13 protein-coding genes are annotated in these 15,474 nt (G+C 56.4%); 5 read left to right on the top strand and 8 right to left on the bottom strand.

Going from position 1 to position 15,474, the window contains the following annotated elements:
* Positions 1–95: 95 nt before the first annotated feature.
* Positions 96–1,658, top strand: coding sequence for an alkyl hydroperoxide reductase subunit F (ahpF, locus tag PSH79_RS14895; RefSeq protein WP_305438057.1), 1,563 nt, complete (start codon positions 96–98; stop codon positions 1,656–1,658).
* A gap of 107 nt (positions 1,659–1,765) precedes the next feature.
* Here the strand turns inward: ahpF and gloA are convergent, their stop codons facing one another.
* Positions 1,766–2,287 carry a lactoylglutathione lyase gene (gene gloA, locus PSH79_RS14890; RefSeq protein ID WP_305438056.1) on the bottom strand — a complete coding sequence of 174 codons (522 nt, stop codon included), beginning with the start codon at positions 2,285–2,287 and terminating at the stop codon, positions 1,766–1,768.
* Between the two features lie 140 nt (positions 2,288–2,427).
* Between gloA and PSH79_RS14885 the strand changes: the two genes are divergently transcribed.
* A complete protein-coding gene (locus PSH79_RS14885; protein WP_305443981.1) occupies positions 2,428–2,946 on the top strand; it encodes a DUF4946 domain-containing protein in 519 nt (172 codons plus the stop codon).
* Positions 2,947–3,162: 216 nt separating this feature from the next.
* Here the strand turns inward: PSH79_RS14885 and PSH79_RS14880 are convergent, their stop codons facing one another.
* The gene (locus PSH79_RS14880; protein WP_305438055.1) at positions 3,163–3,528 is read right to left on the bottom strand and encodes a histone-like nucleoid-structuring protein, MvaT/MvaU family; all 366 of its coding nucleotides are present in this window, start codon (positions 3,526–3,528) and stop codon (positions 3,163–3,165) included.
* A gap of 236 nt (positions 3,529–3,764) precedes the next feature.
* A complete protein-coding gene (locus PSH79_RS14875; RefSeq protein ID WP_305438053.1) occupies positions 3,765–5,300 on the bottom strand; it encodes an EAL domain-containing protein in 1,536 nt (511 codons plus the stop codon).
* A 495-nt stretch (positions 5,301–5,795) separates the two neighbouring features.
* On the opposite strand from PSH79_RS14875, the gene hppD reads away from it, so the two are divergent.
* Positions 5,796–6,872: a 4-hydroxyphenylpyruvate dioxygenase gene (gene hppD, locus PSH79_RS14870; RefSeq protein WP_123531147.1), complete on the top strand. Its 1,077-nt coding sequence runs from the start codon at positions 5,796–5,798 to the stop codon at positions 6,870–6,872.
* A 65-nt stretch (positions 6,873–6,937) separates the two neighbouring features.
* Here the strand turns inward: hppD and rarD are convergent, their stop codons facing one another.
* From rarD to PSH79_RS14850, 4 genes are all read right to left on the bottom strand, one after another.
* Positions 6,938–7,819 carry an EamA family transporter RarD gene (gene rarD, locus PSH79_RS14865; RefSeq protein WP_305438051.1) on the bottom strand — a complete coding sequence of 294 codons (882 nt, stop codon included), beginning with the start codon at positions 7,817–7,819 and terminating at the stop codon, positions 6,938–6,940.
* A gap of 111 nt (positions 7,820–7,930) precedes the next feature.
* The gene (locus PSH79_RS14860) at positions 7,931–10,042 is read right to left on the bottom strand and encodes an acyltransferase family protein (protein WP_305438049.1); all 2,112 of its coding nucleotides are present in this window, start codon (positions 10,040–10,042) and stop codon (positions 7,931–7,933) included.
* Positions 10,043–10,150: 108 nt separating this feature from the next.
* Entirely contained in the window at positions 10,151–11,164 is a 1,014-nt protein-coding gene (locus PSH79_RS14855) for an aldo/keto reductase (RefSeq protein WP_305438047.1), read from the bottom strand.
* A 68-nt stretch (positions 11,165–11,232) separates the two neighbouring features.
* Entirely contained in the window at positions 11,233–12,132 is a 900-nt protein-coding gene (locus tag PSH79_RS14850; RefSeq protein WP_305438045.1) for a LysR family transcriptional regulator, read from the bottom strand.
* 98 nt (positions 12,133–12,230) lie between these two features.
* Here PSH79_RS14850 and PSH79_RS14845 point away from each other — a divergent pair, with 98 nt between their 5' ends.
* Positions 12,231–12,587 (top strand): hypothetical protein, encoded by a 357-nt coding sequence (locus PSH79_RS14845; protein WP_305438044.1) that lies wholly within the window; start codon positions 12,231–12,233, stop codon positions 12,585–12,587.
* Between the two features lie 84 nt (positions 12,588–12,671).
* Here PSH79_RS14845 and PSH79_RS14840 read toward each other — a convergent pair whose 3' ends face one another.
* A complete protein-coding gene (locus PSH79_RS14840) occupies positions 12,672–13,982 on the bottom strand; it encodes an MFS transporter (protein WP_305438043.1) in 1,311 nt (436 codons plus the stop codon).
* A gap of 170 nt (positions 13,983–14,152) precedes the next feature.
* On the opposite strand from PSH79_RS14840, the gene PSH79_RS14835 reads away from it, so the two are divergent.
* Positions 14,153–15,274, top strand: coding sequence for a sugar diacid recognition domain-containing protein (locus PSH79_RS14835; RefSeq protein WP_305438042.1), 1,122 nt, complete (start codon positions 14,153–14,155; stop codon positions 15,272–15,274).
* The last annotated feature ends 200 nt before the right edge of the window (positions 15,275–15,474 follow it).

Below are 15,474 nucleotides of genomic sequence, written 5' to 3'. Positions count from 1 at the left end.
CCGCACCTACTTAAGTAAGCTGCACCGCCCAATAGAAAAGCCCGGGCGAGTTTCGCTCGGGCTTTTTTTCGCCTCAAATAAAGGAAATCGCCCGTATGTTGGACGCCAATCTTAAAGCCCAGTTGAAATCGTACCTGGAACGGGTCACCCAGCCGATCGAGATCGTTGCGTCTCTCGACGACGGTGCGAAATCCCGTGAAATGCTGGAACTGCTGAAAGACGTTGCCAGTCTTTCGAGCCAAATTACGCTGATCGACAGCGGTGACGATGCTCGCAAACCATCGTTCTCGATCAATCGCCCGGGTGCCGACATCAGTCTGCGCTTCGCCGGCATCCCGATGGGCCATGAATTCACTTCGCTGGTGCTGGCGCTGCTGCAAGTCGGCGGCCATCCTTCGAAAGCCAGTGTTGAAGTGATCGAACAGATCCGTTCGCTCAAAGGCGAGTTCAGCTTCGAGACTTACTTCTCGCTGTCCTGCCAGAACTGCCCGGACGTCGTTCAGGCACTGAATCTGATGGCCGTGCTCAACCCGAACATCCGCCACGTCGCCATTGACGGCGCGCTGTTCCAGGACGAAGTCAACGATCGCAAGATCATGGCCGTGCCAAGCATCTACTTGAATGGTGAGAACTTCGGCCAGGGCCGTATGGACCTGGAAGAAATTCTTGCCAAACTCGACACTGGCGCCATCGAGCGTCAGGCCGAGAAAATCAGCGCCAAAGAAGCCTTTGACGTACTGGTCGTCGGCGGTGGCCCGGCCGGTGCTTCGGCCGCTATTTACGCCGCACGTAAAGGCATTCGTACCGGCGTTGCGGCTGAGCGTTTCGGCGGTCAGGTGCTGGACACCATGGCCATCGAAAATTTCATTTCCGTGCAGGAAACCGAAGGCCCGAAACTGGCCACTGCGCTGGAAGAACACGTCAAACAATACGACGTCGACATCATGAACCTGCAGCGCGCCGACAAACTGATTCCGGGCAAAAACGGCGAGCTGCATGAAGTCCGCTTCGCCAGCGGCGCGACCCTCAAAGCCAAGAGCGTGATTCTGGCGACCGGTGCACGGTGGCGTGAAATGAACGTGCCGGGCGAGCAGGAGTATCGCAACAAAGGTGTGGCGTACTGCCCGCACTGCGATGGCCCGTTGTTTAAAGGCAAGCGTGTCGCGGTGATTGGCGGCGGCAACTCTGGCGTTGAAGCGGCCATCGACCTGGCCGGTATCGTGTCTCACGTCACACTGCTGGAGTTCGACGTGCAATTGCGTGCCGACGCCGTGTTGCAGCGCAAGTTGCACAGCCTGTCGAACGTTACCGTGATCACCAGTGCGCAAACCACTGAAGTCACCGGCGACGGGCAAAAGGTCAACGGCTTGCGCTACAAGGATCGCAATACTGACGAGCTGCGCACTGTCGAGCTGGAAGGGATCTTTGTGCAGATCGGTCTGCTGCCGAACACCGATTGGCTCAAAGGCACTATCGAACTGTCGCCACGCGGCGAGATCATTGTCGATAACCGTGGTGAAACGTCGGTCCCGGGCATCTTTGCTGCCGGTGACGTAACCACAGTGCCTTACAAGCAGATCGTGATCGCGGTGGGCGAGGGCGCCAAGGCTTCGCTGAGCGCGTTCGATCACCTGATCCGTACTTCGGCTCCGGCGTAAGCGTCAGACCAGAAATAAAAAACCCGTGAGCGATCACGGGTTTTTTATTGCGCGTGAAAAGCTGCCCCTCACCCCAGCCCTCTCCCGAGGGAGAGGGGCTTTTGCTTTTACAGCGGCGCTGGCTGAATGATCTCGACCCAGTAACCATCCGGATCCTTGATAAACGCCAGACTCTTCATGCGGCCATCGGAGAGGCGTTTCTGGAAATCACAGCCCAGTTCTTCAAAACGCGCGCAAGCGGCGACGATATCCGGCACCGAGATGCAGATGTGGCCGAAACCACGCGGGTCGGTGTTGCCGTTGTGATAGGCAAACTCAGCATCGTTTTCGGTGCCGTGGTTGTGGGTCAATTCCAGAATGCCCGGGATCGACTTCATCCATTCGGTGCGGGCAGCTGCGTCGGCCGGGATCTGCGCTTTGTCGACCAGGGCCAGGAAGTACAGGCTGAACTCGGCTTCCGGGAAGTCGCGTTTCTCGACCAGCGAGAAACCCAGCACGCGTGTGTAGAAGTCCAGCGACTGGGTGATGTCCTTCACACGCAGCATGGTGTGGTTGAAAACGAAGTTGTGGGTTGCGCTGTCCGGGGTGGCAGTAACGCCAGGGAAAGTGTTCAGTTCGTGCAGGCTCATAGGCCCTCCGTAACAATGGGGCGAGTGAATGGGCGCAATGATACGCATGCCTGCCGGCATCGCCAAACCCAAAGCGCGGGCTTGCTCTGTGTGCGGGTGGGCCTCAGACTTTGTGGCTCAATCTGCGAGTGTTGCCGGCGATGATCCGACTGTTTAAAACCCTGTTTGTTTTATTTGGCTTGGCGTTTGTCGCGCCGGCCGTGTTTGCCGATCCGCCCAGCATCACTTGGCCCGCAGGTTGGGAGGTCGAAGAGTTGGCTGATACGGCGCCGCAGGTTTTCCGGCAGCGGGCCGTGAAGAATGATGCCGATGGCAATCAAGTGATGGTGATGGAGTTGACCATGACTCAGGTGGAGCCGGGTCACCAGGTCAATTTGCAGGGCGTGTTGCTGGAAATGCGCAAGTCGATACAAAAGGATTTTTTTCAGGGGGGTTATCAAAGTGTCTGCAACAAGGTGCATCCAGCGACGCTCGGTTCTTTGTCTGCTCTGGAGACGACTTGCACCGTGACTGAAAACGGTCGGCATGTGTTATCGCAAACGCTCGTCGCAGCCATCGAAGCGGATAAGGCTTATGTCCTTTCCTATGCCGGTCAGGCCGAGGTTTATAAGGCGAGCTCAGACGAAATAGCCGCAGTGAAAAACAGCCTCAAACTTTAGACGCCTGCTCTATTCAAGGCAGGGATAGATACCCGAAGGGATTAAGCATAAAGTTTAACGTTGCACTGGATCGCAACATCGCGCAGCAAAATGTTTAGCTTACTGGCTGGGCAACGCTACAGAAAAGTAACAACTTGAATGATGAAATTCATTTCATTTGTTAGATATTGTCAATAAAAAAACCCTGCGTATGCAGGGCTTTTTGTTGGCGTCAGATTAACCGCGCAACCAGGAATCAACGGTGCCGGCACCGTATTGCTCCTTCCAGGCTTTCAGGCCGCGGTGGTTGCCGCCCTTGGTCTCGATCAGTTCACCGGTATGCGGGTTCTGATAGACCTTGACCACGCGAGCGCGGCGGGTTTTAGGTGCTGCGGAGGTTTGCAGACCGGATTTGGCCGGGTTCGGATCGAGAATGGCGATGATGTCTTTCAGACCTTTGCCGTAGGTTTTCATCAGCCCCTGGAGCTTTTCTTCGAATTCGATTTCTTTCTTGAGCCCGGCATCGTTCTTCAGCGATTCCAGCTGCTTGAGCTGTTCCTGAAGGGCTTTTTCAGCTGCACGAAATTCAGCGAGTCTGGACAATATCTTTACTCCAATAGTGTATTTGGCTGATACCAACCGCAAACAAAGCTATAAGCCAAGAGCCTTGTAGCGACTCGGTGATAATTGGCTCACCTGCCAATCTTTGCGCAGGCAAGAAAAATTGTAGTTGTTAATGCCTCAGGAGTAAATCCTGATGTTGTCTTCATGTAACAGTAGTGGACTTTTTGTATCAATTTGGTGCGTCATGTCGGCGTACGACGCTTAAATCAATTTAGTTAATGGTGACTTAATGCACTAATGAAGTCTGCCGCCGGCATAGGCTTGCCGTACAGATAACCCTGTAAAAAGTTGACCTTGTGTGCGGTCAGATAGTCGGCTTGCGCCTGAGTTTCGACACCTTCGGCAACAATGCCCAGATCAAGCTTGGCCGAGAGTTCGATGATGGAGTCCAATATGTGTCGTGAGAGCGCATCGATGCCGATCATGGCAACGAAGCTCTGGTCGATCTTGAGGAAGTCCACATTGAATTTACGCAAGTAACCAAGACTCGAATGACCGGTGCCGAAGTCGTCGATGGCGATCATCACGCCCAGCGCGCGCAATTGTTCGAACAGTTGTCGTGTCGTGTCGGTGGGCTCGATCAGCTCGCGCTCGGTGAGCTCCAGCACCAGGTGGATGCTGTCGGGAGCGAAGGCGGCGAGAAACTCGCGGCAATCCTTCACCAGTACCAGATCCTGGCAATGGCTTGCCGTGATGTTTATGCCGATGTGAAACGGTGTGGCGAAGGTCGATGACTGTGGCCCGAGCAATGCTGCGGTCTGCTGCATCAAGGCGCGGGTCATCGGCACGATCAGGCCCGAATGCTCGGCGAACGGGATAAACAGATCCGGACGCACCAGGCCTTCCTTGGGGTGATTCCAGCGCATCAGGACTTCGGCACCCGACCATTTCTTGCTATCGCCATGAACCACGGGCTGGAAGTACGCAATGAACTCGCCGGCTTCCAGGGCGCGGAGCATTTCATGGCTCGGCGAAGTGGAGCGCTTTTGCAAGACGTGCCCGATTGCGCCCGAGACCACACCAAAAAAAATCAGCAGGCTGAACAGCGGCGGGTATTCGTGGGCCATATAACGCCAGGTTTCACCCTTGGGAAACCCGGCAGACACGTTGAATGCATAGCGCGAAGAATCCAGCATGCTTTGCGCTACCGGTAAAGCGGGCAGGGCACCTTGATGGACTTTGCCATCGGCGGACAACCAGTTGTCGCCCACTTGCAGCAACAGCAACGTCTGCCGGCCGATCAGGCGCAGCATGTTGCTCAAGTGATAGCCGTCCAGCGTCGTCAATGCACCGCCGCGACCTTCACTGAGTCGATACACCAGCAATGCCGTATTGGGCGTCACCGGGTTGCCGTTCATCAACCACAACTTTCCATCGTTGTAGTCGCCGGCATTGACGGCTTCCTTATAGTTTCCGAACAACGAGCTGCAATAGAGGTTGTCGTCCCACACCAGATTGGTCGAGCGCACGAAAGGTCGGCGGGTCACTTGCTCGCGCAGGGCCAATTTGACGTCTTCGCAGCGTTGGCCGGCCAGTGGCAGCAATTCCTGAGCGGCTTGGGCGGTGTTGTCGAGCATCAACTCAAACTGACGCAACGCCTCCTCGGCGGTCTGTTGTGAACTTTGCTGCAGCGTTCGTCCGGCCTGCATATAAAGAATTACGCTGCCCAGTAAAACCGGGAGCAAGCCACTGAACAGCGTGATGACGATGCGGGTCGTGCGCCTGCGGCGGGTTCTTATGGTTAAGGGCATGAGCGCATCCTGTCGCATGAAAGTGGGATCTTGAATGCAGGTCGGGCAACCGCGCATCACTGAGAAACTGCTCAGTTAGAGGGGATGATAGATGGCCGTTCACGCTTGCGCCGCTCATCGTCAGCTATGCGTGCGGCCAACTCTATAAGTAGCCGCGCTGGCCATGTGCCGGGGATCTGCGGAATGCAGGGCAATATGCGTTTGCAACAATCTCCTTGCACGAGCGCCAAAAAAGCGGATTTTATAGAGAGGGCAGACAAACCCTGTTTACGCTGTGTAGAATCGGGTTACGCATACAATAATAATTCGTCTTCTGGCAGCAGAAGCCTCGCCCGCAAGAGCCTTGGGTCGACAATGAAGATATTCGGGTTTCAACTGATCTACGGTGACTTCCTCGCCCGCAGTGTGCGTGGCATCTCCTGTGCGCCACCCACCGGTCTCAGCATTACTGACAAATAACCCTGGTTAATTGATAAGAAATGATGAGGCGCCACCATGGCAGATTTATACGAAAACCCAATGGGCCTGATGGGCTTTGAATTCATCGAGCTCGCATCGCCGGTCCCTGGCACTCTGGAGCCGATCTTCGAGATCATGGGCTTCACCAAAGTCGCCACCCACCGCTCCAAGAACGTGCACCTGTATCGTCAGGGCGCGATCAACCTGATCCTCAACAACGAACCGAACAGCGTTGCTTCGTACTTCGCCGCCGAGCACGGCCCGTCGGTGTGTGGCATGGCGTTCCGGGTCAAGGATTCGCAAAAGGCCTACAACCGCGCACTGGAACTCGGCGCCCAGCCGATCCACATCGAAACCGGTCCCATGGAACTGAACCTGCCAGCGATCAAAGGCATTGGCGGTGCGCCGCTGTACCTGATCGACCGTTTCGGCGAAGGCAGTTCTATCTATGACATCGACTTCGTCTTCATCGAAGGTGTTGACCGCAACCCGGTCGGTGCCGGCCTGAAGATCATCGATCACCTGACCCACAACGTGTACCGCGGTCGCATGGCTTACTGGGCGAACTTCTACGAGAAGCTGTTCAACTTCCGCGAAATTCGTTACTTCGACATCAAGGGCGAATACACCGGCCTGACGTCGAAAGCGATGACTGCGCCGGACGGCATGATCCGCATCCCGCTGAACGAAGAGTCGTCGAAGGGCGCCGGGCAGATCGAAGAGTTCCTGATGCAATTCAACGGCGAGGGCATCCAGCACGTCGCGTTCCTCTCCGACGACCTGATCAAGACCTGGGATCACCTGAAAAAAATCGGCATGCGCTTCATGACCGCGCCGCCGGAAACCTATTACGAAATGCTCGAAGGCCGCCTGCCGAACCACGGCGAACCGGTTGATCAACTGCAATCGCGCGGCATTCTGCTCGATGGTTCGTCGGAGCAGGGCGACAAGCGTCTGCTGCTGCAGATCTTCTCGGAAACCCTGATGGGGCCAGTGTTCTTCGAATTTATCCAGCGTAAAGGCGACGATGGTTTCGGCGAGGGTAACTTCAAGGCGCTGTTCGAATCGATCGAGCGTGACCAGGTGCGTCGTGGCGTACTCGCGACCGAGTAACCGGCTACTGAAATGAAAAATCCCGGTCTGCAGTGATGCAGAACCGGGATTTTTTTGTGTTGAATTTAAGGTCTGCGTTGCCGCATCAAGTGCTTGAAACCTTCAAAAACCAGCACAACGACGGCCAACCAGATCGGAATGTACGTCAGCCATTCACCGGACTTGATGCTTTCACCCAGCAACAACGCCACTCCGAGCAACAGCACCGGCTCAACGTAACTCAACAAACCAAACAGACTGAACGGCAGCAACCTGCTGGCAATGATGTAGACCACCAACGCCGAAGCACTGATCAGGCCGAGCAGCGGAATCAGCCACATCAACGCCGGATACTGGTCGAACACGGCCAGGCCTTGCTCGCCGCCCTGAACAAACCAATAGGCCACCGGCAGCATCAGGGTCATATCAACCCACAAGCCGCCGAGGTTGTCGGTGTTCAGGTATTTGCGCAGCACGAAATACAACGGATAGCCGACCACGACCACCAGCGTCGCCCAGGAAAATCCGCCGACCTGATACAACTCGTTCAACACACCCAGACTTGCGAAGAACACCGCAACCTTTTGCAGGTACGACAGGCTCTCGCCATAGGCAATCCGCCCGGTCAGCACCATGGCCAGCGGCAGCAGGAAGTAGCCCAGCGACACATCGAGGCTGTAGCCGTTGAGCGGCGCCCACATGAACAGCCATAACTGCACGCCGAGCAGGCCGGCCGAAACAATCAGCCCGCCGATCAATTTCGGCTTTGCCGACATCAGGCGAACCAACTCCAGCACCCGTCGCCATTCGCCGGACACGAGCATGAACACGGTCATGCACGGCACCGTCAGCAGCATTCGCCAGCCAAAGATTTCCACGCCACTCAACGGGGTGAGCAACGATGTGTAGTAATACATGACGGCAAACAGCACCGAGGCTGAAACCGATAGAGCGATACCTTTAGACAAACTGTCCTCGCGAGTGGGTGATCAAACGGGGCGCGAAGGATACGTGGTTTTTGTGCTGAATATTGGCCAGATGCTCATTATTTGCCACACACACACAAGCGTAGTCAGTTTTTACGGCCTGGCCTTCAGCGGATTGCCATAGCGCTTGAGGTACATCTCCCCGAACCGATAAGAGGCGTAGTCGGTCACGTGGCCAATGTCACGGTAGACCGGCAAACCGTCGACTAGTGTCACGCAAGCACCGTCGTTGCATTGCGTGCCTTTCGGATCGATGACAATCAAAGTCGGGTATTCGGCCATCAGGTCATTGAAGAGTTTTTTCAGCGCGGGGTCTTTATCGCCAGCCCATGGCACTGTAGCGCAGAGACGGCTTTGCTCGGCACTCCCCATCAAACCCCGCAACTTGACCTGTTTTAACAGGCACTCGTTGATACCCGGGGGCATTGGCAGGGTGTTCTCCAAAAAGACTGGGGTAGCTCCTGATTTGACGATGATATCCAGGGCTTCGCGTATCGCCACGCCCAGGCGTTGTTGCGACAATTCATAACTGCGCGGGTCATCCAGTTTGGTGACGATGGCATCGGTGAGATAGGCCTCCCAGAACTGGCCAACAATCACATACTGAAAATGCTTCTTCGCGATCATGGCGTAGTAGCGCTGGGCGGCATCGTGGCACTTTTGATAAAGCGCGTTCTTGTATTTATTCCAGTTGTACAAATAGATTCCCGGCAGCGCCAGACATGCCGGGTAACCCTGAACAAGAACTGAAAGATTGGCATCTGTCGCCAGTGTTTCAACAAAACCCCAGTAGTGATTTGAAAACGAATCACCCATCAGTAGTACTTGCGGCGCGGCCTGCGCGCTGCCCATCAGGCAGCCGGGATCAGCACCATCGCTGACACCCAGGCACCCCTCACGGCTCACCGGAACAGCCGCTTTCAAACCATTGAACAGGTTGGTATAGCCTTCGTTGAAGCGGTTCGGCCAACCCTCGTATCTTTCGCTGGCGGAGTGGAGGATCGACAGGCAGATGGCGGGCAGAATCATCAGCAATACCAGGGTTTTGGTAAAACCAGCCCGGGCTTTTCGATATCTGTTTTCAATCAGCACAAAGGACAGCCAGGCAACCACGAAGGTGAAGACGAAGTACACGACCGTCATCATCGGCGTGAGGGCAATGCCCATGTAAGCCATCACCGCCAGAATCGGCCAATGCCACAGGTACAGGGAGTACGAGAGCGTGCCAATAAACACGAGTGGTTTGAACGCCAGCAATTTCGACGTGATGCTGGCGTCGCCTATGCCCTGAAAAAGCAGCGCTGCGGTGGCGAGACACACGGCAATGGCGTAGTAGTCCGGAAAACCCGACACGATATCTACCCGGGTTGCGCAGTAGATAATAGTGGCGAGCGAGAGCGCGCAGAGCAGGGAAGCGCTGAAGTGATTGAGTCTGAACTTGTCCGTGCTGAAGATCACGGCACAGGAGCCGATCATCAATTCAAAGATTCGCGCGGTGAAGAAGTAATAGTTCTTTTCGGGGTGCGCGTAAGACAGATACAACGCAAGTGCCATTGCCGCCACGGTCAAAGCGAAGACCGTCGCTTTGAAGGCTTTTTTCGCCACATAACGGTTGATCAACCATATCCCAAGTGGGAGAACCAAATACCACTGCCATTCGATGGCCAGCGACCAGGTGTGCAACAGCGGCAGCATTGCCGCATCGGGCGTGGCGTAACCCGTCGTCACTTTGGAAAAGTACTGGTTTGAGATGATTAACGATGTGTACTTTTCGCTTTTCAGAAAGTCGACATAGTCATCGGGCAAGTACAGCAGCGTTGTGGCGATCAGTGTCGCTGCCAGCAACGCGATGACGGCAGGCTGCAATCGCCAGATCCGACGCGTGTAAAACCCTGAAAAAGTGAATGTGCCGTTGTTAAGCGATTTCAAGATTATCGAGGTCGTCAAATACCCCGAGATCACGAAGAAGATATCGACGCCAATAAAACCGGAGGGGAAAAGCGCCAGTCCGCCGTGAAAAATCAGTACCAGCAGAACAGCGATTGCGCGAAGTCCATCAACATCAGCGCGGTAATTAATGGAGGGGTTGCGATCCCCGGTAGTTACGGCCTTAATGGGCTGACGCCAATGCTTTTTCTCGCCAAGTAGATTAAACAGCAGCCCACGCAAAGACTTTTTTGATTCCTCAACGGGGCGATTGAACATGATTAATCCCTGGCGATGTCCGAACGATCAACTGATTCCGTTTGATCGTGCTCGATTCAATGAAAAAACAGCCGATTGTATCGGCTGTTGCAGGGCTAGGGAAAAATCTTAGGCCCGGTGCGGTTTGCGACCCGACACAAAATGGCTTACATCGTTGAACCCCGGTGTTGAGGCATGGCCTGGTGTCACAAGCGAATCGATAAACGCTTCATCCTCTGCCGTGATCTTCACCGCGATGGCCTTGGTGTAAGCATCCCACTGTTGTTCAGTGCGCGGCCCGACAATTGCCGACGTTACTGCATTGTTGTTCAGTACCCAGGCAATTGCGAACTCGACGATCCCGACCCCACGTCCTTCAGTGTATTGCTGAATTTGCTGGGCAATGCGCAGCGACTCCACCCGCCACTCGGTTTCCAGAATGCGTTTGTCCTGACGCCCGGCACGGCTGCTGGCGTCAGGCGTTACATCCGGCGCGTACTTGCCGCTGAGCACGCCACGGGCCAATGGGCTGTAAGGCACCACGCCCAGACCATATGTCTTTGCAGCGGTAATCTGCTCGGTCTCGGCCTGACGGTTGACGATGTTGTACAGCGGCTGACTGATCACCGGCCGATCAACGGAAAGTTTATCGGCGACGCGAATCACCTCGGCGATCCGCCAGCCACGATAGTTCGACAGGCCCCAGTAACGAATCTTGCCTTGACGAATCAGGTCGCCGATCGCCGAGATCGTCACTTCCAGTGGTGTGTTGTGGTCTTCGCGGTGCAGGTAATAGATGTCGAGATAGTCAGTGCCGAGCCGAGTCAGGCTGGCATCGAGTCCGTTGAAGATATGTTTGCGGCTTAAACCGCTGCGGTTGGGTACGCCGTCCACCGGGCCGAATCCCACCTTGGTTGCCAAGACCCATTCATGGCGATTGCCGGCAATCGCTTCGCCGACGATCTCCTCCGAGCGACCATTGGTGTACACGTCAGCGGTATCGATGAAGTTGATGCCCTGATCCCAGGCCTTGTCGATGATGCGCAGCGACTCCTCGGTGCTGGTCTGTTCGCCAAACATCATTGTGCCGAGGGTGAGGGTAGACACCTGCAACCCCGAGTGGCCCAGTGTGCGATAGCTCATGCCAAAATCCTTTTGTCGGTGGGAATGCCTTAATCAAATACCAGAAGCGTGCGGCGCGGCAAAGTGAATTATCGGCTCAAGCCTCGGCAGCGTGCCTGCAAAAACGCCTGCAACACACGCACACGTTCCGATACCTGCACCCGATGTGGGCAGAGTAAATTGAACGGCACACTTTCACCTTGCCAGTCATCGAGCAAGGTCATCAATCGCCCGGCACGCACGTCTTCGGCGACATCGAGCCAGGCCTTGTAAGCGATGCCATGCCCGGCCAGTGCCCAACGGCGGGCGACTTCACCGTCGTCGCTGAGATAGTCGCCATGGACTTCGACTTCCAGCGTTTCATCGTCGCGACTGAAACGCCAGGTGTTGTAAGGCCGACCATTGCGCAAGTAGAGCAGGGCACTGTGCTGCGTTAATTCGCTCGGGTTTTGCGGTGTGCCATGACGGGTTAAATAGGCTGGACTGGCGCAAGCCACGCGACGATGCTCAGGCAGGATCGGCAACGCCACCAGCGTCGAATCGCTCGGGACGCCGAAGCGTAGCGCCACGTCCACGGTTTCGCGAAACAGGTCGGTATGGCGATCGTTGAGCAATAGTTGCAACTGAATGTGCGGATGCTCGTGTTTGAAATCATCCAGCCACGGGAGCAACACGTTGCGCCCGAAGTCCGACGGGGCCGCCAGTTGCAGTACGCCGCTCAGACCTTCGGTTTGACGCTTGAGCGCCTGTTCGCCTTCGGCCAGTGTGGCCAGCGCCAGGCGCACACTTTCCAGATAGCGCCGGCCTTCTTCAGTCAGGCGCATGCTGCGGGTGGAGCGCGCCAGCAAGCGGATGCCGAGGCGGGTTTCAAGACGCTTCAAGGCGATGCTGGCGGCCGCCGGTGTCAACTCCAGCGTCCGGGCGGCAGCGGAAATGCTGCCGGAGTCGGCCACGCGGACGAATATCTCCAGATCGAGTATCGAGCTCATTGGTAAAAATCCTTTAAAGATCTTTGCGTTTTAGCGGGATTTTTCCGTGATTGGCAAGTGTGGAGACTGCAATCAGTGAACAACCGCAGGAGATGAGCATGACGTGGACATTCGATCATCTGGCTTTCAACACCGCTGAAGGTCAGACGTTGCAGGACAATTTCGCGGCGTTGCTGGGGCTGGCGCCGGGGCGCCGGCCGCCGTTTCCGTTTCCCGGCCGCTGGCTGTATCAGGATGCGCACGCCGTGGTGCATGTGATCGAGCATCCGACTTTCGACGATACTGAACTCAGCCACATTGCGTTTCGCACCGATGAGCCTGCAGAAACCGTGTTGCGGCGGGTGCGTGAGAGTGGGTTGCCGTACCAGTTGGCGCAAGTCCCGGAAGATGGGATCTGGCAGATTTTTGTGCAGATGCCGGGTGGATTGGTAATTGAGTTGGATGCGTTTTCCTGAAAGCAAAAGATCGCAGCTTTCGGTAGCTCCTACCGGAAGTCGGTGTAGGAGCTACCGAAGGCTGCGATCGTTTGATCTTTTAAATCAAACCCGCAACGTCCGCGTCATTCGCAACGCCAGCAGACTCCCGCCCACAATCACCCCCGCCAGCAGATACAACGCCGCGTCGGTCGACCCGGTGCTGTCCTTGACCCAACCCACCAGATAAGGACTGAGGAACCCGGCCATCTGACCCATCGAGTTGATCAACGCCAGACCGCCCGCTGCCGCGCCCGCACTGAGCATCGCCGTCGGCACCGGCCAGAACATCGGCAGGCCGGTGAGGGCACCCATGGTCGCAATGGTCAAACCGAGAATCGCAATCGCCGGGTTGGCAGCAAAGTTCACTGCAATCACCAAGCCAATCGCACCCATCAGCATCGGCACCACCAAATGCCAGCGACGTTCTTGGCGCAGGTCTGCCGAACGTCCGACCACCAGCATGAACACTGCTGCCAGCAGGTAAGGAATCGCACTCAACCAGCCGATGACCAGGTTATCGCTGAAACCGAGGTTCTTGATGATCGACGGCAACCAGAAGTTGATCGCGTATACGCCGCTCTGGATGCAAAAGTAGATCAGGCCAAACGCCCAGATCGCCGGGTTCTTGAATACCGCCAGCAGTGAATCAGATGTGGTTTTTGGCTTGTTCGCCAAGTCTTCGGCCTGATCCGCTTCGAGCACGGCGCGCTCATGCGGGGTCAGCCATTTGGCGTTGGCGAAGCTGTCGCTCAGCAGGAAATACGCCAGCGCGCCCAGTATCACGGTCGGAATGCCTTGCAGCAGGAACATCCACTGCCAGCCGGCCAGACCGCCCTGGCCCGCTGCGAAATGGTTGAGAATCCAGCCGGAAAACGGGCTGCCGAGCAAACCGGACACCGGGATCGCCGACATGAACAGCGCCATGATCCGGCCACGGCGGAACGTCGGGAACCACTGTGAGAGATAAAGCACAACGCCCGGGAAGAACCCGGCTTCGGCCGCACCGGTGAACAGGCGCAGGGTGTAAAACTCGGTGGGGGTGGTGACGAACAACAGGCACGTCGACAGCGTGCCCCAAGTGATCATCATTAGCGCGATCCAGCGCCGCGGACCGAATTTGGTCAGCGCCAGATTGCTCGGTACGCCGCACAGCACGTAGCCGATGAAGAAAATACCGGCACCGAGGCCGTAGACGGTTTCGCTGAATTTCAGCGCGTCGAGCATCTGCAGTTTGGCAAATCCAACGTTTACCCGGTCGAGGTAGTTGAACAGATAGCAGATGAAGATGAAGGGGATTAAACGCAGGGTGATGCGTTTATAAACGGCGTTTTTACCGTCATCGATGGTCTGGTTAGCTGCGGCGCTCTGCGACATAGCGGCTCTCTCTTTATTATGATTTTTTGCGATGCAAAGGGTAACGTTGATCGCCCTGAGAGTCTCGGCCACCTTTGGCCGGATTGTCTTTGTGCCTGAGCACAGGGTTTACCGCCAAGCCCTGTGCGCGTGAACAACCGTCCGCCCCGCTTTTAAGGATCTTGCCCACCATGTTCGAACTCGATCACGACCTCGCGCAGGACATCGTCGACAGGGCCATGGCTATTTTGCCGTACAACGTCAACGTCATGGACAGCCAGGGGCTGATCCTTGGCAGCGGCGAGCCGGAGCGGATCAACACCCGACATGAAGGCGCGCAACTGGTATTGGCCAACGGTCGGGTGGTCGAGATCGACGCGCCGACAGCCCAGCATTTGAAAGGCGTGCAGCCGGGGATCAACCTGCCGTTGCTGCTCGATCAGCGTCTGATCGGCGTGCTCGGCATCACTGGGGAACCGGAACAACTTCGCACTTACGCCGAACTGGTGCGCATGACCGCGGAAATGTTGGTAGGTCAACGCAATCAGCAGGCCGAGCAGCAATGGCGGCGTCAACGTTGTGATGATCTGCTGGCGCTGCTGTTAAGCGAGGCGGGAGATTCGCCACGGCTGGTCGATGAAGCGCAGCAACTCGGCCTCAAGCCGCAACTGACACGGGTGCCGTACCTGTTCGAGTTGGGGGTGGAACATGGCCCGGGGCAAACCGTCGATGCGCTGAGTGCCTGGCTGATGTCACGCTATCCGGACAGTTGGTGCGTGAGCTCGGCGAAGACTTCGCTGCTGTGGTGTCGGCCGGCGAGCCACAACGTCGAGCATGATCGCTTGCTGGAGAAGCTCGACGGCCTGGGCTGGAATGTCCTGCGCATTGCCGTGGGTGGCCAGGCGGATGGATTGAGCGGGTTGCGTCGTTGTTATCGCCGGGTGGGCGATCTGCTTGCCTACGGCCGCGAGGTATTGCCGCATTCACGTCTATTGACCCTCAATCGCTATCGCTTGCCGGTGATGCTCTGGCGGCATCGCAACGACGATGCGCTTGATGAACTGCTCAAGCCTCTGCGCAAGGTGATCGCCAAGGACAGCAACGGCCAGTTGCTGGCGACGTTGCGCAGTTGGTGCGATCACGATGGGCAGAGTCAGGCGTGTGCCGATGCACTGGGGATTCATCGCAATAGCCTGCGCTATCGGATGGAACGGATTGCCGAAATCAGTGGAGTGGATCCGTTAAGGCTGGAAGGGATGTTGGCGCTGTACCTTGGGGTGCAATTGTTGCCGCAGATTGATCCCTCTGCGTGAGGAGTTTTTGAAGACGCCATCGCTGGCAAGCCAGCTCCCGCAGGGATTGTCAGTGGACACAAGTTTTGCGAACACCCTGCAAACCTGTGGAAGCTGGCTTGCCAGCGATGGGGCCGGGACATTCAGCATCCACTCCAGGGCTTTTGTAGAAATGAACAATAAACGCCTGCGCCCATTGTGCAGCGGACCGGCGTCAATGC

The sequence above is a fragment of the Pseudomonas sp. FP2196 genome (assembly GCF_030687715.1).
In the GTDB taxonomy this organism is placed as follows: Bacteria; Pseudomonadota; Gammaproteobacteria; order Pseudomonadales; family Pseudomonadaceae; genus Aquipseudomonas.
This window is presented reverse-complemented; position numbering and strand designations above follow the sequence as displayed.